13 protein-coding genes and 5 pseudogenes are annotated in these 18,250 nt (G+C 58.0%); 11 read left to right on the top strand and 7 right to left on the bottom strand.

Translation table 11 applies throughout. The features are described from left to right. Positions 1-276 precede the first annotated feature (276 nt). On the top strand, positions 277-636 hold the full coding sequence (locus ACSZOQ_RS05100) for a hypothetical protein (RefSeq protein ID WP_439924935.1): 360 nt from the start codon (positions 277-279) through the stop codon (positions 634-636). 188 nt (positions 637-824) lie between these two features. Here ACSZOQ_RS05100 and ACSZOQ_RS05095 read toward each other — a convergent pair whose 3' ends face one another. Then, positions 825-1,124, bottom strand: a complete 300-nt coding sequence (locus ACSZOQ_RS05095) for a DNA-directed RNA polymerase subunit alpha C-terminal domain-containing protein (RefSeq protein ID WP_439924934.1) — start codon at positions 1,122-1,124, stop codon at positions 825-827. Between the two features lie 472 nt (positions 1,125-1,596). Further along, a complete protein-coding gene (locus ACSZOQ_RS05090; RefSeq protein WP_439924933.1) occupies positions 1,597-1,863 on the bottom strand; it encodes a metal-sensing transcriptional repressor in 267 nt (88 codons plus the stop codon). A 912-nt stretch (positions 1,864-2,775) separates the two neighbouring features. Here ACSZOQ_RS05090 and ACSZOQ_RS05085 point away from each other — a divergent pair. From ACSZOQ_RS05085 to ACSZOQ_RS05055, 7 genes and pseudogenes are all read left to right on the top strand, one after another. Then, a pseudogene (locus ACSZOQ_RS05085) lies at positions 2,776-3,437 on the top strand (MgtC/SapB family protein). A 45-nt stretch (positions 3,438-3,482) separates the two neighbouring features. Next, positions 3,483-5,480 carry a carbohydrate porin gene (locus ACSZOQ_RS05080; RefSeq protein ID WP_439925959.1) on the top strand — a complete coding sequence of 666 codons (1,998 nt, stop codon included), beginning with the start codon at positions 3,483-3,485 and terminating at the stop codon, positions 5,478-5,480. Between the two features lie 14 nt (positions 5,481-5,494). Continuing rightward, complete coding sequence (locus ACSZOQ_RS05075; RefSeq protein ID WP_439924932.1) at positions 5,495-7,231, top strand: ABC transporter permease; 1,737 nt, start codon at positions 5,495-5,497, stop codon at positions 7,229-7,231. Positions 7,232-7,244: 13 nt separating this feature from the next. Then, a complete protein-coding gene (locus tag ACSZOQ_RS05070) occupies positions 7,245-8,555 on the top strand; it encodes an ABC transporter ATP-binding protein (RefSeq protein WP_439924931.1) in 1,311 nt (436 codons plus the stop codon). Between the two features lie 353 nt (positions 8,556-8,908). Then, a pseudogene (locus tag ACSZOQ_RS05065) lies at positions 8,909-9,100 on the top strand (IS110 family transposase); the annotation flags it as partial. Positions 9,101-9,588: 488 nt separating this feature from the next. Further along, a pseudogene (locus tag ACSZOQ_RS05060) lies at positions 9,589-9,853 on the top strand (IS256 family transposase); the annotation flags it as partial. A gap of 97 nt (positions 9,854-9,950) precedes the next feature. Beyond that, positions 9,951-11,483, top strand: coding sequence for a glycosyltransferase family 39 protein (locus tag ACSZOQ_RS05055; RefSeq protein ID WP_439924930.1), 1,533 nt, complete (start codon positions 9,951-9,953; stop codon positions 11,481-11,483). Between the two features lie 67 nt (positions 11,484-11,550). Here the strand turns inward: ACSZOQ_RS05055 and ACSZOQ_RS05050 are convergent, their stop codons facing one another. The 3 genes from ACSZOQ_RS05050 to ACSZOQ_RS05040 are packed head-to-tail and all read right to left on the bottom strand — an operon-like array spanning position 11,551 to position 13,659. Continuing rightward, positions 11,551-12,867 carry an ATP-binding protein gene (locus ACSZOQ_RS05050; RefSeq protein ID WP_439924929.1) on the bottom strand — a complete coding sequence of 439 codons (1,317 nt, stop codon included), beginning with the start codon at positions 12,865-12,867 and terminating at the stop codon, positions 11,551-11,553. Then, on the bottom strand, positions 12,861-13,523 hold the full coding sequence (locus tag ACSZOQ_RS05045) for a response regulator transcription factor (protein WP_439924928.1): 663 nt from the start codon (positions 13,521-13,523) through the stop codon (positions 12,861-12,863). Before ACSZOQ_RS05045 ends, ACSZOQ_RS05050 begins: the two co-directional genes overlap by 7 nt. Continuing rightward, complete coding sequence (locus ACSZOQ_RS05040) at positions 13,504-13,659, bottom strand: hypothetical protein (RefSeq protein WP_439924927.1); 156 nt, start codon at positions 13,657-13,659, stop codon at positions 13,504-13,506. The genes ACSZOQ_RS05045 and ACSZOQ_RS05040 overlap by 20 nt, the downstream gene beginning before the upstream one ends. Before the next feature lie 238 nt (positions 13,660-13,897). On the opposite strand from ACSZOQ_RS05040, the gene ACSZOQ_RS05035 reads away from it, so the two are divergent. The 3 genes from ACSZOQ_RS05035 to ACSZOQ_RS05025 all read left to right on the top strand — a co-directional run bounded on the left by ACSZOQ_RS05035 (position 13,898) and on the right by ACSZOQ_RS05025 (position 16,690). Further along, on the top strand, positions 13,898-14,680 hold the full coding sequence (locus ACSZOQ_RS05035; RefSeq protein WP_439924926.1) for a COG4705 family protein: 783 nt from the start codon (positions 13,898-13,900) through the stop codon (positions 14,678-14,680). 64 nt (positions 14,681-14,744) lie between these two features. Continuing rightward, positions 14,745-15,503: a transporter gene (locus ACSZOQ_RS05030; RefSeq protein WP_439924925.1), complete on the top strand. Its 759-nt coding sequence runs from the start codon at positions 14,745-14,747 to the stop codon at positions 15,501-15,503. Between the two features lie 227 nt (positions 15,504-15,730). Then, positions 15,731-16,690, top strand: a complete 960-nt coding sequence (locus tag ACSZOQ_RS05025; RefSeq protein ID WP_439924924.1) for an AAA family ATPase — start codon at positions 15,731-15,733, stop codon at positions 16,688-16,690. Here the strand turns inward: ACSZOQ_RS05025 and ACSZOQ_RS05020 are convergent. Then, positions 16,587-17,451, bottom strand: a pseudogene (locus ACSZOQ_RS05020) (IS110 family transposase); the annotation flags it as partial. The gene ACSZOQ_RS05025 and the pseudogene ACSZOQ_RS05020 sit on opposite strands and share 104 nt — an antisense overlap. A gap of 140 nt (positions 17,452-17,591) precedes the next feature. Further along, positions 17,592-18,089: pseudogene (locus ACSZOQ_RS05015) on the bottom strand (transposase); the annotation flags it as partial. Between the last annotated feature and the right edge of the window lie 161 nt (positions 18,090-18,250).

Here is an 18,250-nt window from a genome sequence, read left to right as displayed (position 1 = left end):
CCAATGCTTTGTCGATGCCAGCAGCCAACGGAGTTCCTTGGACCGGGCCGCCGTGACGGTGTGCAAAAAAGTCTCGTCATCCGCCTCGAACAGAAGCTGCAGATAAACTGAAATACCCAATTTGCCCCCACAGATGCCGGCGACGGGGGATCATTCCAGTTTGATGAATATTTGCTGGCAAACTATGGACGACGCTATCGGTCTAAGTCAGTCGTCATTGCGACCGTAGTAGCTCTTCATGAGCCGATAGTGACCTCTGGTAGAAACATATTCTTGATGGAGACAACTACCTCCCCTGCAAAATATTGCCTGCCCATCACAGTGCAGATGCTCGAAGTGCAGCTTCATCACGTGCGAGTTGTCGAAATAGGTCGCAAAGTAATGACCCGCGTGCGGTGGATGTCCGCACATACGGATGACAGCATTTTGAACCTCGGGCGGCAGGCGTTCCAGATGTTCCGAATTCCAGGGATCGTCGTGTCCAACCAGACTGCCGCGAGCGAATGTGCATGGTTGATTGCAAAGCAAAAACAGGCCAACCCCGGTCACGATCGCCGACAACCGCTCGCAAAATGCCCACATACCCGCACCCACTCATTCATTGATGGTGGACGACTTTGCCTGAGGGATTCGTAAAGCCATACTATCAGCAATGCTAACGACCGCTAGTGGCGATGGAACTGCCCGAATTATGTGCGGCGCATCAATTTGATAGGCTTGTGATCTGACCAGAAGCGGTCCGGCGGGAGCCACCGTCCATTTTTGCGATCAATCGCACGCCGATCATGGCTGAGACGGCTGCAGTCTCGATTGTGAGCACGGCCTCAGCCCTTTCGATCGTCGTTCTTTGCCTGTGTTGGGGTAGTATCGCAGCGAACCCCTTGTGAAGATGGCAGCCCCAGCGTTTTGCGGAGAAGGGCGAGTGAACTCTTCCCAAGGCCTCGGATTCGCAAGATCTTCGTATCCGGCGCTTCCCGTACATCTCCCACCGTCGTTAGGCCAGCCGCGGCGAGTGCCTGTTGCACTTTGGGCGGAAGCTCCACGTTAGCCATGGACATGTCATCCGGAAGTTCGGGAGATGGATCGATCATGGCCTGCTCCTTCTTACCGCCGATGGTCGTCATTCGTTCGGCCTACACAGCCCAACCCCGCTGCATGCTTGAGACAGGATAGCGAGTCGACAGGACCGGTATTCATTTCACGGCTCATGAGTACGTGTCAGCGTACCCCGCCACCCTTTCGGAAAATAAAAACCGCAATGATAGTCGACGCGACAATAATCGGCATCGAGATGTGCACTTGAGACCTTCGCGAACCACAACGCCAAGTGGCAATTTTATCCATCACGAGACGATAGTGCTCTGCATCGGCCTCTATGACCCAAAACGCGAGTTTGATGTGAAACAGCGAGGGCCGGTCTCGCCCACAATTTTTTGACCGGCCACGGCAGGACCTGGAGGGTCCACGTTGTTGATGCGCACATCAAAGACATGTCCCCATCCGACTGGGTCGGCGAGAAGCGCCCAAACGATCTCAACAGACGCGTTGACGACGGCTGTTGGACAACTCGCATAGGACATCGCACACCGTCGCTGGTCATAGATATTTGGCAACCAGTTTGAAGTCCCGCAGCGCCGCTCGGCCCGTCGAGCCGGACGCCCTGAGGGTTTGCTCCAGGCTGTGACTGATATGATCGTGAATGAGTGCTTTTTTGGCATTTTCAATTGCGCTCTCCACGGCTTGCAGTTGTTGCGCGATTTGAGCGCATGCCCGACCCTGCTCGACCATCTCGATAATCTTTTCAAGGTGACCATTGGCACGTTTCAGACGTCGGGCAATCGCAGAATGGGGATGGTCCGGCATTCGAGTCTCCTATCCTCCATGGGGGATATCATTGATCCTCCCCTGAGGATAGGTAAATGTGCTTGACACAGGTAGAGCTCAGGCGTATTGGCCAATCGCTGTGCCGAACATTCCGTTCAGGACCAGCACTTCAACCCTGATGAAGAGCACATGGGCAGTACTCCCTATGGTAACGCCAGTCCGACGTTGATCGGAATTGCGCTGCCGCAAGACATAGAGACTAGTCGCGCCGGCTATCGCCGCGTGAGGGTTGGTGACCGGGCTTAGCCGATCGCATTTCGCTCACTGGCCTGCCGCGCAAAGCGGAAGTGGAGGTGAGCGATGTTCAAGAGACTCGCAACATTTCGGCTTTTTCAGTCATGGCGCTTAGTGCCCGTGACGCAAGAAGCTATGCCTGCCAATGACAACCTGGCAAATATTCTCCGACCAAGGGGGCAGCGACGGATTAGATCCCAAGCGCTCGCTTGTCGTTGGTCCAGGATCGACGGTGGAACGCGATTAGGCTGTCGCTGGCAATCCGAGGCCCTCGCACAAGCAACGCTGGAGGACTCGGATTCTGAGCCGGTGAACAACCGGACTTTTCAGTCGCAAGCGATCCGACTTGGCCGTCGCCGCAACGCACAAAATTCAGTCCTGACGGTGGGAGCGTGATCAGGTCGGCTATCGAAAATGCGCGACGCTGGGGAGCCATCGGGCTTTTTCGGCTGGCGAGCAAAATCTTGCGCTACGCGATGATCATGTACCGGCAGCGCAGGATTTCTCATAACGGTCTTCGAACTGTCTTATCAGGAACGCGATTGCTGGAGCGGTTCGGAGCATGGCTGGCTCTGGGCCGCCGGCGAAAGCGCCAACAAGTCGAGCAGGATTTTCACAGTGAACGCATCGATTGATCAAGCCGCCATCAGCCTCGGTATGGCCACCCTCATGGGCGCATGCATCGGATTCGAGCGCCAATGGCGTCAACGGATGGCCGGCTTGCGGACCAATACGCTGGTCGCGATCGGCGCGGCGAGTTTTGTGATCTTTGCAGGTTTGTTTCCCGATGAAGGAAGTCCGACACGGGTGGCGGCGCAGGTTGTTTCCGGGATCGGCTTTCTTGGTGCAGGAATCATCTTTCGCGAGGGACTTCATGTCACCGGCCTCAATACCGCGGCCACACTGTGGTGCTCGGCCGCCGTGGGACTGTTGGCAGGAAGTGGTCACCCGCTGCACGCGGCGCTGGCGACGGGCTTTGTCATTCTCGTCAACCTGACTTTGCGGCCGCTGGTGCGGATCATCAACCGGCAACCGATCGCGCAGACCGAAAACGACTGCCATTATCGCGTTCGGGTGGTCTGCCGAAACCCGGAAGAGGCGCATGTCCGAGCCCTGCTTCTGCAGAGCACGGGCAACGGCCAGCTCAGTCTGCGGCGGCTCGATAGCATCGACCTCGAGGAAAGCGGGCGCGTCGAAGTCACCGCACAGCTTACAGCTCAGTCGAAAAACGACGCGGTTCTCAACAGGTGGTCGGCCGTCTCAGTCTCGAACCGACCGTGTCCGCCGCCAGTTGGAGCGTCGGGCCACTGCTGGAATGATGTTGTCATCGAGGCGATCGCACAAAATTGATTGAGGTATGGGTGGTGAAGCGGATTTATGTGTTTGGAAGCCGGGCGGGTGTTTTCCTGGCCGCTTGTTCCCAAGCGGTCGCGGCCGACCTGCCCCCGCGCCTGGCGACCAAGGCGCCGGTGCGCTCGGCCATCTACGATTGGACGGGGTTTTATCTGGGCGGCCATTTCGGCTACGGCGGCGGCAACCTCGGCCCCGGCACCAATCCTCTCCCCGAACAAGGCGTGTTCTTTCCACATTCAGTCACGGGGCTGATCGGCGGCTTTCAAACCGGCTATAATCGCCAGTTTACAAACCATGTCGTGCTCGGTGTGGAGGCGGGTGCGTCGTTCACGAGCCCGCAGGACGGCCCGGCGCTCACGCCCGCTCCTTTCCACACAGCGCCCGATTACGTCGGCACCGTGCGTGGGCGGATCGGATACGCGTTCGGAACATGGCTGCCCTATCTGACCGCCGGATTCGCCTGGGGGCATACGCACATCAATATCAATGACGATACGGGGAGTATCGTCTCATCGCTCGGGCACTACCACACCGGCTGGACCGCCGGCGCCGGCGTCGAATTCGCCGTGAGCGGCAACTGGAGCGCAAAGACCGAATATGACTACATCGACCTGTCGCGCCGGATGTACGATCTGAGCGGCTTTGGGTCGCTTGGCGTCAACGTCGATCCCCGTATCCACCTCTTCAAATTCGGTCTGAACTACCGGTTTGGCGATACGCCGCCTTGGGCGACGCCGGGTTCCACCAACGGACCGACCGCGCTTCCGGAATCGACCGACTGGAACGGGCATGCGCAAACCACATTCCTGCCCACGGCCTATCCGTCGTTCCGCTCGCCCTACGCGGGCACCAACAGTCTTCCCGGAAGTGGCCAGGCCCAGGAAACCTGGACCACGACGGCCTTCCTGGGCGTGCGGCTTTGGCAGGGCGGGGAATTCTATTTCAACCCGGAGCTTGCGCAGGGCTTCGGCCTGAACGGCACGCTGGGCCTCGCCGGCTTTCCCAATGGAGAGGCGCAGAAGGCCGGTTCCGCGTTCCCGAAAATCCGGCCGCAGCGCTATTATTTCAAACAGACTTTCGGTCTCGGCGGCGAACAGGAAGACGTCGCTGATGCACCAAATCAGCTCGCCGGCAAGCGTGACATCGACCGCGTCACGGTGATTGCCGGGCGCTTTGCGATCGGCGACTTCTTCGACGGCAATTCCTACGCCAAGGATCCTCGCGCGGACTTCATGAACTGGGCGATGTGGTCGTCGGGCGCCTACGATTTTCCCGCCGACCTGCCGGGCTATACGCGCGGCGCCGTGGTCGAACTCAATCGCAAAGATTGGGCGGTGCGAGCCGGCGTGTTCGAGGTGCCCACGGCTCCCAACAGCGACGTGCTGACCTACAAGGGCGCTGGCGCGATCGTTGAACTGGAGCAACGCTACAAGATACTCGATCAACCGGGCAAACTCAGGCTTGGCGCGTTTGGAAACCAGGGCAACACCGCCAGCTATCGCCAGGCGCTAGCGATGGTGGCGGCCGATCCTACGCTCGACATCAATGCGACAACGGCGAGCATCCGCCATACGCTGCCCAAATACGGTTTCTATGCCAATGTGGAGCAGCAGATCGCCAAGGACGTCGGGCTTTTCGTTCGGGCCAGCTGGAACGATGGCCAGAACGAAATATTATCGTTCACCGATATTGACCGGAGCATTTCGGGCGGCGTGTCGATCAAGGGCAGTTACTGGGGACGCCCGAGCGATACAATCGGCGTTGGCGGCGCCATCAACGGTCTTTCCGCCGCGCACCGCGACTTCCTCGCGGCCGGCGGCATCGGCCTTTTGATCGGCGATGGTCAGCTCAACTACCGAACCGAAAAAATCATCGAGACCTACTACGCTTACTCTATAGACAAGAATTTCACCTTCACCGCCGACTATCAACTCGTGATGAATCCTGCGTACAACGCCGACCGTGGACCGGTCTCGATTTTCTCAGGACGCCTGCATGGCGAGTTCTGAACAAGGCGGCACCTATGACGCTTCAAGAAATTCTGACCCCGAGATTGGGGCAGGCGCTGCGGCCCAACATCTGGGACATCGTTGCACTGCTCTTCGTGATCGGCGCCATGGTGCTGATCGTCTATGGCGGCGAGCAAACGACATTGCCTCTGTCGGCGCTCGACGTGACCCCGGTATCGCTCGATCCGGCCAATCTTCCGGTCTATGCGCTGCGGACGACGCTGCGGATGCTGCTGGCGATCATCTGTTCGATTATCTTCACCTTCATCTATGCGGCCTTGGCCGCCAAAAGCCGGCGCGCAGAGATGGTGCTGATCCCGCTGCTCGATATACTGCAGTCGGTGCCCATTCTTGGCTTTCTGACCTTCACAGTCGTCTTTTTCATGAACTTGTTTCCGGGCCGCGTGTTCGGCGCCGAGCTCGCCTGCGTGTTCGCAATCTTCACCAGCCAGGCCTGGAACATGACTTTCAGCATGTATCAGTCGATGCGCAACGTTCCGAAGGACCTGGAAGAGGCGTCCCAAAGCTTCCATCTCAGTGGATGGCAGCGCTTCTGGCGGCTCGACGTTCCGTTTGCCATGCCAGGTCTGATCTGGAACACGATGATGTCGCTGTCAGGCGGCTGGTTCTTTGTCGTCGCATCCGAGGCTATCACCGTCGGCGACACCACGGTCACGTTGCCTGGCATCGGCTCCTACGTTGCTCTAGGGATACAGAAGCGGGATCTTCCCGCGATCGGCTATGCGATCCTGACGATGTTTCTGGTGATCATCGCCTATGATCAATTGCTGTTTCGTCCAGTGGTGGCCTGGGCCGACAAATTCCGCTTCGAGCAGACCGCCTCGGCGACCGCCCCGACATCCTGGATGCTCGATTTGTTTCGTCGGACGCGGGCCTTGCGGGCGCTGACCTATCCGTTCGCGGCACTCAACAAAGCTATCTCGAATTTGCACATCGCGCTTCCAAGCCGATTGAGAATGGCAACGAGGGGGAGCCGCCAACCGTCGCGCGTCGTCGATGCCGTCTGGCTTGCCCTTATCATCGTCAGCACCGGCTACGCCGCCTGGAGGATCTATCAATATCTCTCAGCGACTTTGGGCCCATCGGACGTCGTCAGCGCGTTCGGATACGGCTTCATCACGCTGGCGCGTGTGATCGTGTTGATTACGCTCGCGACCCTGATATGGGTGCCGGTCGGGGTCTGGATCGGACTGCGGCCGAAGCTGGCCGAACGAATCCAGCCGCTTGCGCAGTTCCTTGCGGCGTTTCCTGCAAATCTGGCTTTCCCGGTCTTCGTGGTGATCATCGTTCGCTATGGATTGAACGCGAACATTTGGCTCAGTCCGCTGATGATCCTGGGAACCCAGTGGTACATCCTGTTCAACGTCATCGCGGGCGCCAGCGCGTTCCCGACCGACCTTCGTGAGGCCGCCGGAAGCTTCCACCTGAAGGGATGGCGGTGGTGGATAAAGGTTATCTTGCCGGGGATTTTCCCATATTACGTCACTGGGGCGATTACCGCGTCGGGCGGATCATGGAATGCATCGATCGTCGCGGAGGTTGCGAGCTGGGGTGACACGCACCTGACTGCAACGGGCCTTGGCGCCTATATCGCTGAAGCAACCGCGTCCGGAGACTTCTCACGCGTGATCCTCGGCATCGCCGTCATGTGCGTCCTGGTGACACTGTTCAACCGGCTACTCTGGAGGCCTTTGTACGCCTTCGCAGAACGACGCCTTCGCCTCGGATGATCAGGAAAAGCTCATGCTCGAACAAGTCAACAAAGCCAGCCTTCTCGATATCCGCGGCGTCTGCCGGTCCTTTTCGAAAGGAAGCGGCGAGGACCTTTTGGTATTGGAGAAAGTAGACCTGACCATCCATTCCGGAGAGATCGTAGGCCTGCTCGGCCGATCCGGATCCGGCAAATCGACACTGCTGCGCATCATCGCCGGCCTGATCGCGCCATCCTCGGGCGATGCGAAATGCCGCGGCGAGACCATCGTCGGACCGCCGAACGGCGTATCGATGGTGTTTCAGTCCTTTGCGCTGTTTCCTTGGCTGACCGTACTGCAGAACGTCGAATTGGGACTGGAGGCTCTTGGGATCGAGAGCTCGGAGCGCCGCACACGCGCGCTCGCTGCAATCGACCTGATCGGTCTCGACGGATTCGAATCGGCCTATCCGAAGGAACTGTCGGGCGGCATGCGCCAGCGCGTCGGGTTTGCGCGCGCGCTGGTCGTGCACCCGGACCTTCTGCTGATGGATGAGCCGTTTTCAGCCCTCGACGTGCTGACCGCCGAGACGCTGCGCACCGACCTGATCGATCTGTGGATCGAAGGCCGGCTGCCGATCAAGTCGGTGCTGATGGTGACGCACAATATCGAGGAGGCGGTGCTGATGTGCGACCGCATTCTCGTGTTTTCGTCGAATCCAGGACGCGTGGCCGCCGAGATCAAGGTCGATCTGCCGCATCCGCGCAATCGTCTTGATCCGACATTCCGGCAGCTCGTCGATAACATCTATGCGCGCATGACACAGCGCGCGGAACCGAGAGCGCCCACCATCGAGGGCATTCACGGCACAGGCGTCGGCATGATCCTCCGGCACGTCTCGTCCAACGTGCTTTCGGGTCTGATCGAGACGCTCGCGGGGCCACCCTATAACGGCCACGCCGATTTGCCGGTTCTTGCCAGCAGCCTGCAACTCGAAGCCGACGAACTATTCCATCTCGGCGAATCCCTACAATTGTTGCGGTTTGCCCAACTGAGCGAAGGCGATCTGGTGCTGACGGAAGCCGGCAAGCGGTTTGCCCACCTCGAAACCGACGCCCGCAAGAAACTGTTCGCCGAGCATCTCATCAATTATGTGCCGGTCATGGGTCTGATTCGGCGGGTACTCGACGAGCGGCCTTCGCACGCGGCGCCCGTCGCCCGCTTCCGCAACGAACTTGAGGATTATATGGCGGAAGATCAGGCGCATGAGACGCTGAAAACAATCGTCTCGTGGGCACGCTACGCGGAGCTATTCGCCTACGATGAACAATCGGAACTATTCAGCCTTGAAAATCCGCATTGAGTGCGTCTTAGTCGCATTTCGAAGACCGGATGCGAAATCGCTTTAACCGCAAGCAGCTTACCCTCCGCGTGGGATTTTTGATCTTTCTTATCGTAGCTGTTTGCCTGGGGATCTTCACCCTATTTCAGCGATTGTCGTTGCCCTAACGATGGCGAGGAGTCCAGTCGCGATGCGATAGGTTACCCCCTCTTATGATGTTCTGATCCATTGTGTTTGATGTCGAAATTATTGTTCGGGACTGAGAGCAGCTATTCAGCATCCGGTGTGACGGTGCGAACGACGCCTGCCCCCAAGATTGCAGATTTCATCGGTGCGGCGAAAATCTCGTCCGTCAACGCGAACTGGGGTGTCTATTGAGTTCGAAACCTGTGACAATTGGTCTTGATCTCGCAAAAAATGTTTTTCAGCTGCATGGCGTCGACGCGTCTGGCAAGACCGCTCTCAAAAAGAAGCTGCGCCGATCGGACATCCTGCCTTTCTTCCGTGCCCTGACGCCTTGCCTGGTCGGCATGGAGGCTTGCGGAATCGCGCATTATTGGGGCCGCGTTCGCTCATCGCGACATGAACGCGATCTCGCTCAATACTTCGATCGACCTTGGACCAAATTTTGTCGCGCTGGTGTTCGCTTGGGATCAATCCTGTGGCGGCGGGAACCGCTAAATTGAGGAACCTACTATTCATGACGCTCTAAACCGACGCGCACGGTCACATGATGAAGTCGATCCGGAGACGATCTGTGAAGCCGTCACCGACAAATACATTTCCCCGACCGGCCCTGGTCGTGGATTTCCATGCTGATCGCATAGGCCACATCGGCGGCGTTGAGGAACGCAAAGCCGCGGCTTGCCTAGTCGATGGATCATGCCCCTGCGGTGAATGTTGTGGTTGCCCGCACAGCAGCTTCGGTCCGCAATCGGCTCCTGCTCGACAATGATACGGCAATCCGAAGACGACACCGCCACGCGTCGTCAACGGTCCCTCACTGCTTGCCATCTGCGCTCCTGCGGGTCCGGAATGACGCGAACGGGAACGAGCCGAGCACTGGAAACACCTGCGGACGACCAATCCCATTGAAAGCATCTTCGCCACTGTGCGCCACCGCACGATCCGAAGAGCTGTCTGTGGAACAGGACCGCGCTCGCGATAGTCTTTAAACTGCTTGATGCTGCACAGAAATCTGGCGCCGTCTCGATGGCCACATCCAGTTGCCAAAACTCGTTCTTGGTGTGACATTCAACGACGGGATCGAGGTCATCACCAAGCCGAGCGAGCGTCATTCCGCGACCGCCGCCGCCTGACCGGCTATGCCGTCACCAACTTTGGGCATAGCCCCGTCGGGCAACAGGGTGAGTCTTAAGAAAGACTTTTTCAATCGGAATCTGGAGTGCATGTGTAGTGTCAACCGCAAACCCGAGGATAGGATTCGGTCGTTTTCTACGAACGCCTGTCGTTCTTCAGAAAATCGTTAGTGCTGCTGATCGCACTTTGGCCGCAAACGGCGAAGGCAAGATTATCACTGTATCCCTCATCGCCTTTTTGGTGCTGTGGGTGTGTTTCCAAGAGGTGTCGCACCAGACGATCGACGTTCATTCTGACATCAGCGAAGAGTCGCTGTGGTCAGAAAGCTTTTCGCTCGGATTCAAGCACCCACCGCTCTCGGCGTGGATCTTTAAACTCTGGTTTATGGCGTTTCCGCGCGCCGATTGGGCGGCGTATCTTTTAGCGGGGACAATGGTCGCCATGATGCTCGCCATCATCTGGCGGCTGCTGCGCGACTATGTTGACAGAGATCGCGCGCTTCTTGGCATCGCTGCTCTGATGTTCGTACCTCTATTCACGTTTCACGCGGCAAAGTTCAACGCCAATACCGTGATGATGCCATTTTGGGCCGCCGCGGTTCTGTTCTATCTGCGAGCGCGACGTGGGCTCGGCTCTTTTAACTCTTTCCTGGCGGGACTCTTTACAGGAATAACGTTTCTCGGAAAGTACTGGGCTATCTATCTCGTCGCCGGAATGGCAATTACATCCTTCATCGGCACGGGAACAAAGCGTTTTTGGCGTTCGCCTGCACCGTACCTGATGGCTCTGAGCGCTTCGTTTGTTGTCGCTCCTCATCTTTACTGGCTTCTCACCGAACATGCACACCCGGTCGAGCATTACCTGCAAGACACTGTAATGACCCCCGTTCCTTTTTGGAAGGCTGTGGCAGTGTCGCTTTTCTATCTTTGCGGGGTCGTCGCCTATGTTGCGATACCGCTAATATTCTTCGCTTGCCTTCGACCAAGTCGGGCCGCATGCTTTGACACGTTCTGGCCACGTGATGAAGATCGACAACAAGCTTTGCTGTTATTGGCCATTCCTCTCGTGTTACCTGCGCTGGCAAACTTGGCATTTCCGCATAGGCTTACCGCCTTGTGGACCTTTCCCAATTGGGCGCTGCTCCCAATTGTCCTTTTCAGCTCACCGCTGCTTGTTGTTCCCTTTCGGGGTGTTGCACGAACCGGTGTTGCCGCGCTTGCATTCACGCTGGGTGCGCTCGCCGTGTCGCCCTACTTGGCATACAATCATCTTTGGTTTCACGATCCGGATGCAGGTCACTACCGGCAGGTCGCCGCCGCAGTGTCCCGTCTGTCGAGCAAGAGGCCGCTGATTACGGGATCTATGGAGATTGTCAGCGGCTTGTCGTTCTATCTGCCGGAAAGGCATATCGCAAATCTCAACACGCTGTCGGACCATCGTGCCGACATTTCGATGAATGGCTTGATCATCGTCTGCCTTGAGGAGGATGCTGTCTGTCGGGCGACTACTACCGAAATGGACGTAATCGTAAAAAACGTCGTACTCACTCGTAAATTTCTGGGAAGGTCAGGACCTCAAAAAAAATACGTTATCACCATCGTTCCCGCGAGTGCGTCCCCTGCATCTTGAAATGGTCCTACATCTGGCAATCATCCGCTTCCTATGGAAGCACGACCTCTTGTACACCAACATGCGTTCATTTCCGCGGGAAGCAGACTGTCGCCCGCAAGCCAGATCCTTCAGCGGTTGGTTTATTCTGAAGTCGGATTGACCCATAACATTGTTCCACGATGCGTCGCACGATCGAAAGACCAAGACCGGTCCCCTCGCCGCGCGAATGGCTTCCCCGGAAGAAGGGTTCGAAGATCCGATCTAGATCAGCATCCGGAATTCCGGATCCGGTATCCTCAACCGTAAAAACCACAAACTCATTCTCGGCAAACAGGCTCACGTCGACTCGTCCATCTGAGGAGGTGTGTCTCAAGGCATTGTCGAGCAGATTCCGAGCCAGCACCGTAAGGGCGACAGGTTCGACCCGAACCGAAACGGGTTCGATGCGAGCAAAACCGAGATCAATCGACCTGTCCTGTGCGGCGGGAAGCAGATCGGCCACCACCTCCTTGAGGACGCGATCGAACTCGCCTTGCGGATTGCCTCCCGAAACGTCGTTATCGTACCGCGCCAGCGCGAGCAGCTGCTCCAGCAGATGGCCGGTCCTCCGAATGCCGGTCTTGAGAGAATTGAGACGATCGCGCCCGTCCTTCGAAAGATCCGCCTGCTCCAGATTCTCAGCCTGGACGACCAGAGCGGTGATGGGTGTGCGAAGCTCGTGCGCGGCATCGGCGACGAACCGCCGCTGTTTGTCGAACATCATTGCGATGCGTTCGAGAAGGCGATTGATGGATGCCACGAACGGAAGCAGCTCAGTGGGGATTCCTTCCGTCAGCAACTTCTCCAAATGATCCGATTGCTTTGCGTCAAGATGCCTTGCCAATCGGGAAAGAGGACGCAGGCTTCGATCCACCACGACCGCGATCAGCACCATGAGGCAGGGGACAAGGATTCCCAGTGGCACAATCGTCCGCAGCGCGCTGTCCTGCGCGACCTCGTCACGGTTGGCCGTCGGTTGACCGACGGCGACGCGACTTCCATCGGAACGCGTCCGAACGAGTATCCGCCACTGTGTTCCGCCTCGCGTGACGGTCTGGAACCCGTCAGGAAGATCGCTTGGCAGTTGGGAAACCGGATTTCCCCGGGGGGCCGCCGCTGCGCCCGGTTTGATCTCTTCGATGACGACCTGCGCCTCGCCGTCAATGTTTCCTTCCGACGGAAGTGTGGTCGAGAGATGGTTCCTTGCCGCCAGCGACCCCACCTGCAACAGGATCGCGTCCTGTAATTCCATCGCCTCATCGAAGGCCCATCGGTAGGCGAGATAGCCCGCCGCGAGCGCCATCCCGACGATGAATATGGTGAGTCCCGTGAAGAGTCGGCGGCGCAGCGAGGAGATCAACATGACCGATCGACCATCCAGCCGACGCCTCTGACGTTGCGGATCGACGATGCCCCGAGCTTCTTGCGGATGGCATGGATCAGGAATTCGACGGCGTTGCTCTCGATCTCCTCGTTCCAGCCGTAGATGTGCCGTTCGAGATCAACCCGCGACAGGATCGTGCCCGGGCGAAGCATGAGAGCCTGAAGAAGAGCGAACTCCCGTGCCGTCAGGCGCGACATGCCGCCATCGTGAATGGCTTCGTGGGTTGCTGGGTCAAGACTTATCGTACCATTGCTCAAGATTGCGGAACTTCCGCTTCCCTGCCGCCGCAGGATGGCCCGCATGCGCGCGAGAAGCTCTCGGATTTCGAAAGGCTTGACGAGGTAATCGTCCGCGCCGAGGTCAAGCCCGTGGATACGATCATCGATCGCATCGCGGGCAGTCACGATGATGACGGGCAACTGCCGGTTCATCTTCCGGAAGGCGCGCAGCACTTCGGTGCCATCTGGAGATGGCAACCCGAGATCGAGCAACGTGAGATCGTAGGTTACCGCACGCGCTGCTTCGATCGCGGTTTGGCCGTCGTTGACCCAATCCACCGCATATGCGGCGTCTTTGAGCGCCTGCGTCACCGCCGCTCCGACCATTTCGTCATCTTCAACCAGAAGAATGCGCATAAAATACCGTGCCGACGGCGTTGAAACGTCCCTTTTTACCAGTCACTTCGGCCAAGTCGGCCTCCTTCAGCGGATGCACTCCGATCGTTCCGAGGGCAATGCCCCTATCCAGGTTCGGTCTGAATCCATCAGACACTTAGCGGCTCCTTAGCCGCCGACAATCCTCAATTCTCCCGTTAATCGCTCAATTTCTAAGTTCTCCCTAAGTCAGCGGGTTCATGCGGAATGCACGTTGGCGGTCAACCTCACCGCCTCCTGCTTGGAGAAGCAACCAGATCCAAATCAACGACCTCATCGCGGTCATGGACCGGGTCGGTCCCCCTGATCCGACACGCATGGCCTGAAGCAAAAGCATCGATCGAAGGTAATTCCTCATGAAAAACGAATTCTCTGCCAGCTTGAGCAAGGTCCCCGCCGTCACGCTTGGGTTCTGGATCATCAAAATTCTTGCGACGACGCTCGGGGAGACCGGTGGTGATGCGGTCACGATGAGCGCTTTTCACGCCGACACCAATGCGCACAATGGCGGATATCTGATCGGCACCGGAATATTCCTTGCGATATTCGTAGCGGCGGTTGCAGCCCAAATCTCAACGAAAAAATTCAACGCCTGGGTCTATTGGATCGCCATCGTGGCGTCGACGACAGTGGGCACGGCCATGGCGGACTTTTTCGACCGCTCCTTGGGAATTGGCTACACCGGTGGCGCGTCGATCCTCTTTCTGCTTGTCTTGGCTTCCCTTGCGATCTGGTATTTTGCCATGGGCACTGTGGACGTTATGACCGTCGCAACTCCAAAAGTCGAAATCTTCTATTGGGTGACGATTACCTTCTCCCAGACGCTCGGCACCGCTCTCGGCGATTGGCTCGCCGATACCGGCGGGCTCGGTTATCAGGGCGGCGCGCTCGTCTTCGGGGCCGCGCTCGCAGTCGTTGCTGCGCTCTATTACTGGACGAGTGTATCGCGCGTTTTCTTGTTTTGGACCGCCTTTATTTTGACGCGACCGCTCGGGGCGACCGTCGGTGACTTCCTCGATAAACCGATCAGCCACGGCGGTCTTGACTTGAGCAGACCACTCGCTTCGACGATGCTGGCGGCGGTCATCATTGGCTCGATCTTGCTGTTGCCCCAGCGCGCGGGCCGGCATCCTGCATGATCACGGGACAGGATGATATGTTTCCTCGACCCCATCGGGGGTCGAGACCTGCGAGGCGAACAAAATGTCGGGGAGAAGCATCCTGCGCCGGATCGGCTTCGGCGCCCTGACCGCTGGGCCAGCGGTCATGTACGCCCTCCCGGCCATTGCAGGCCCTCCCTACCAGTCCGACGATCCGGAACCGACCGATTATCGTCACTATGAAATCTACACCTTCAATAAAGGTGTCCGCTCGAAAGGTGATCACTCGGGGGCGAGCGGCATCGACTTCAACTACGGTGCGGCCCCCGACCTGCAACTTACCGCAACCCTACCCGTCGGTTTCGACTTTCCTTCGAATGGGCGGACTGCCTTCGGACTCGGCAATATCGAACTAGCCGCCAAATATCGTCTTCTTCATCAGGATAGGTTCGGACTTGATGTAGCCGTGTTTCCACGCGTCTTCCTGCCAAGTGGCTCCCGATCGATCGGCGATCGCCAGGCGTCTCTTCTCTTGCCGATTTGGGTACAGAAAGACTGGGGTAAGTGGTCGGCTTTCGGGGGCGGTGGGTGCCAGATCAGCGCCGCAGGGCGTTCGCACGATTTCTGCATCTACGGCGGCACCCTGACGCGCCAAGTCTTGCCCGAGCTACAACTCGGGGTCGAAGTCTTTCATCAAACGGCCGACCGGGCAGACAATCTCGCGACGACAAGCCTCGGCATCGGGGCGAAATACGATCTGAATCAAAACATCCATCTTCTCGGCTATGCCGCAAAGGGCATTCAGAACGCACGAACTACAAATCAGTACTCGTGGTACACGGCGATTTTATTCACATTCTGAACTGATAATCTACTCCAGCTAACTCGCCACAGCGCCGGCCGGACCGCGCTCAACGGATGGCACCCACCGCCCATGATCCATGACTCGCGCCAAGCCTAACTAAGTTTGCACGCGCAGGATGGATCGACCGTTACGCCTAAGGCAGCTTCTCAGCTTATGGGAGACTGGAGTGTTATTTGGACGCGCTGACGTGTCTCGTTGCATTGGCACGACGATAGCGCTTCACCTTGATCGCAGGACACCCAGCTGTCAGAGCGTCGGAGGAATCCTTTCCGGACGAAAGCCACCCGCTTGGCGAGCTCGCCGCGCTCGCAACACGCGGTGCAAAGGACCAGGTCCCCGTCGGTGAGATCCTGGAGCAACGCTGGCGCTATGAACTCGGCGAGATTGACGTTGACCCATGGAAGGCGGCCCACCACTTTGTACCGATTCACGAGATCGACAAGATCGTCGACAATGAGATCGATCCGCCTGAGATCAAAGGGACAGGACCCGTCGCCGTCGCCGCCTCAAAACTCTTTCGGCATCAGAGCGTCATTGGCCGCAAGGAGCTCCTGCATTCCGCGCTTGTCGAAGCAAGCTTCCTCGCGGTCGGCATAGATCAGGTCTGGGCAGAACTGCACTCATATGAGGCGCGCGGAATTCTTCGGCGACTTGCGGGCAAGGAGAGGACAGAATGCTGGACGACCGCCTCGATCGCGGCCGCGGAAGCGCGCCTGCTACGGGCCGCAGATCGCTCCGATGAGCATGATTGGTTTCGAGCAGACGCGCTGGAAACAGCGCTCGCCAATGCGCCTCACCTAGCTGAAGAACAGGCACACGCCGTACGATTTTCAGCCAACCGCGATGGAGTAGCCATCTGCGAAGCACCTGCTGGCACCGGAAAGACAATTCTAACACGTGCGCTCGTAGAAGCAGCGCATCGCTCCGGGCTCAAGGTCCTGGGACTGACTCCGACCTGGGTTGCCGCGGACGAGCTCTCGAAATCGTGTGACATTGACGCGCTCGCGATTGCCAAGTGGCGATACGATTACGTCCGCGGACAAAGCTTCACCGTTGACGCCAATACTCTGATTGTCATTGACGAGATTGCATCACCTGGGCTGCTTCGTAGAGCAGCGTCCGCATCATGCTGTCGCCACACAGCGAGACGCGGCCCACCCGCGTGCTTTCACCCGACTGATTGAGGACGGGTGTCAAACCCAGCGCCGGGCCGACGGCTTTGGAGTTGCGGAAGCGGGCCGGAACATCGATGGTGCTGATGAATGCAAGCGCTATTACGGGCCCGACGCCAGGGACTGTCATCAAGCGGTTGCACACCGCATCGTTCCGGGCCAAAGCCAGTACCTTCCGGTGCAGACGGGAATACTTGGCGCAACTTGTCGCGAGCCACTAGCAATGATTCCATCAATTCGGCCAGATCAGGCATGCCTTCGAGCAGATCACGGATCCGATCCCCGAATTTGACCGAACCGACGACACCGACTTTGAGCCCGAAATTGCGCAGCAGGCCGCGGATGTCGTTCTCAATCGCAATCGCCTTCTCCTGCAGCAGCTTGCGAGCAGTTAGCAGGGCGCGGCGCTTCTGACTCGTCAGCGTCTTCACATGCACCGGCCGGAACAGGTTGACCCGCATCATCTGCGCAATGCCGCGTGCATCATTACGATCGCTTTTGTTGACCTGCGCCTTGAGGAAGGCCTTGGTGTGTCGGGTCTCGATGCAGACCGCCGGCAAGCCAGCATTGACAAGACCTTCGAACAGCCACTGCGATAAAGGACCGGCTTCGAGCCCGATCCGAACAATTTGCCAGGCAGGATCTTCCAAAACCTGTAAAAGATCCTCTGGATGGCTGGGAACTTTCGTCTCGCGGCAAACCTTGCCCGTTTCGTCCACGATGCACACCGACGTCTCTTTTATCGAGAGATCGAGTCCGGCATAATGTTTCATGCTGCGCTTCCTTCCCTGATGCTTGTGGCTGCTTAACAGACCACGTTCTATCATCAGCTCGAAGCGCAGCACCTCCATGCACTTTCGCCAAAGATGCGGCTCAAGCCGAATACCCCATCTGGCTCACCGGGGATTAGAGTTTAAGCGGCGTGCAGTCTATGCTGCAAGCGACGGTTTGCGATGGTGTCGCGCTTGATGCGGTGTCGTTCTGCGAGAATCGTCTCGGACCTGCCGAAGTAGACGTCAGCCGGGGTCAGATTGTCGATGCTCTCATGATAGCGGACATGATTGTAATGCTCGACGAAGGCGCCGACCTGCCGCTCGAGATCGCCAGGCAAATAGTAGTTGTTGAGTAAGATGCGGTTCTTCAAGGTCTGATGCCAGCGCTCGATTTTTCCTTGGGTCTGGGGATGATACGGCGCGCCGCGCATATGTTGCATGTCTTTATGTTCGAGCCACTTGGCCAGGTCGTCCGCCACGTAACTCGATCCGTTGTCGCTTAGAAGCCGCGGCCGCTGCTTTACATTGATGTGGTCCAGACCCGAGGCCGCGAGCGCCTGGTCGAGTGTGGCCGTGACGTCGGAAGCGCACATGGTGGGACCCAGCCGCCAGGCCACGATGTAGCGCGAGAAGTCGTTCTTTAATTGATCATCGGCGCTCGGTGAGTTTGTCGCGTGTATCGGCCACCTGCAAGGTTCTTTTCGAAGTCGTCCCATTTGGCGCTTCATCTCGGCATCCAAGGCGCCGGAATCCCGAATGTGAAGTTCGCGATGCAATGGCTCGCATGTAAATCGATCGG

Origin of the sequence: Nitrobacter sp. JJSN (assembly GCF_051912485.1) — a bacterium.
In the GTDB taxonomy this organism is placed as follows: Bacteria; Pseudomonadota; Alphaproteobacteria; order Rhizobiales; family Xanthobacteraceae; genus Nitrobacter.
This window is presented reverse-complemented; position numbering and strand designations above follow the sequence as displayed.

What these genes read in the sequence shown, in the direction of transcription:
- ACSZOQ_RS05070 (WP_439924931.1), top strand. Translation starts at nt 7,245, where the DNA reads ATGCTCGAACAAGTCAACAAAGCCAGCCTTCTCGATATCCGCGGCGTC.
- ACSZOQ_RS05035 (WP_439924926.1), top strand. Translation starts at nt 13,898, where the DNA reads ATGAAAAACGAATTCTCTGCCAGCTTGAGCAAGGTCCCCGCCGTCACG.
- ACSZOQ_RS05095 (WP_439924934.1), bottom strand. Translation starts at nt 1,124, where the DNA reads ATGACGACCATCGGCGGTAAGAAGGAGCAGGCCATGATCGATCCATCT.
- ACSZOQ_RS05100 (WP_439924935.1), top strand. Translation starts at nt 277, where the DNA reads ATGGAGACAACTACCTCCCCTGCAAAATATTGCCTGCCCATCACAGTG.
- ACSZOQ_RS05045 (WP_439924928.1), bottom strand. Translation starts at nt 13,523, where the DNA reads ATGCGCATTCTTCTGGTTGAAGATGACGAAATGGTCGGAGCGGCGGTG.
- ACSZOQ_RS05050 (WP_439924929.1), bottom strand. Translation starts at nt 12,867, where the DNA reads ATGTTGATCTCCTCGCTGCGCCGCCGACTCTTCACGGGACTCACCATA.
- ACSZOQ_RS05090 (WP_439924933.1), bottom strand. Translation starts at nt 1,863, where the DNA reads ATGCCGGACCATCCCCATTCTGCGATTGCCCGACGTCTGAAACGTGCC.
- ACSZOQ_RS05030 (WP_439924925.1), top strand. Translation starts at nt 14,745, where the DNA reads ATGTCGGGGAGAAGCATCCTGCGCCGGATCGGCTTCGGCGCCCTGACC.
- ACSZOQ_RS05075 (WP_439924932.1), top strand. Translation starts at nt 5,495, where the DNA reads ATGACGCTTCAAGAAATTCTGACCCCGAGATTGGGGCAGGCGCTGCGG.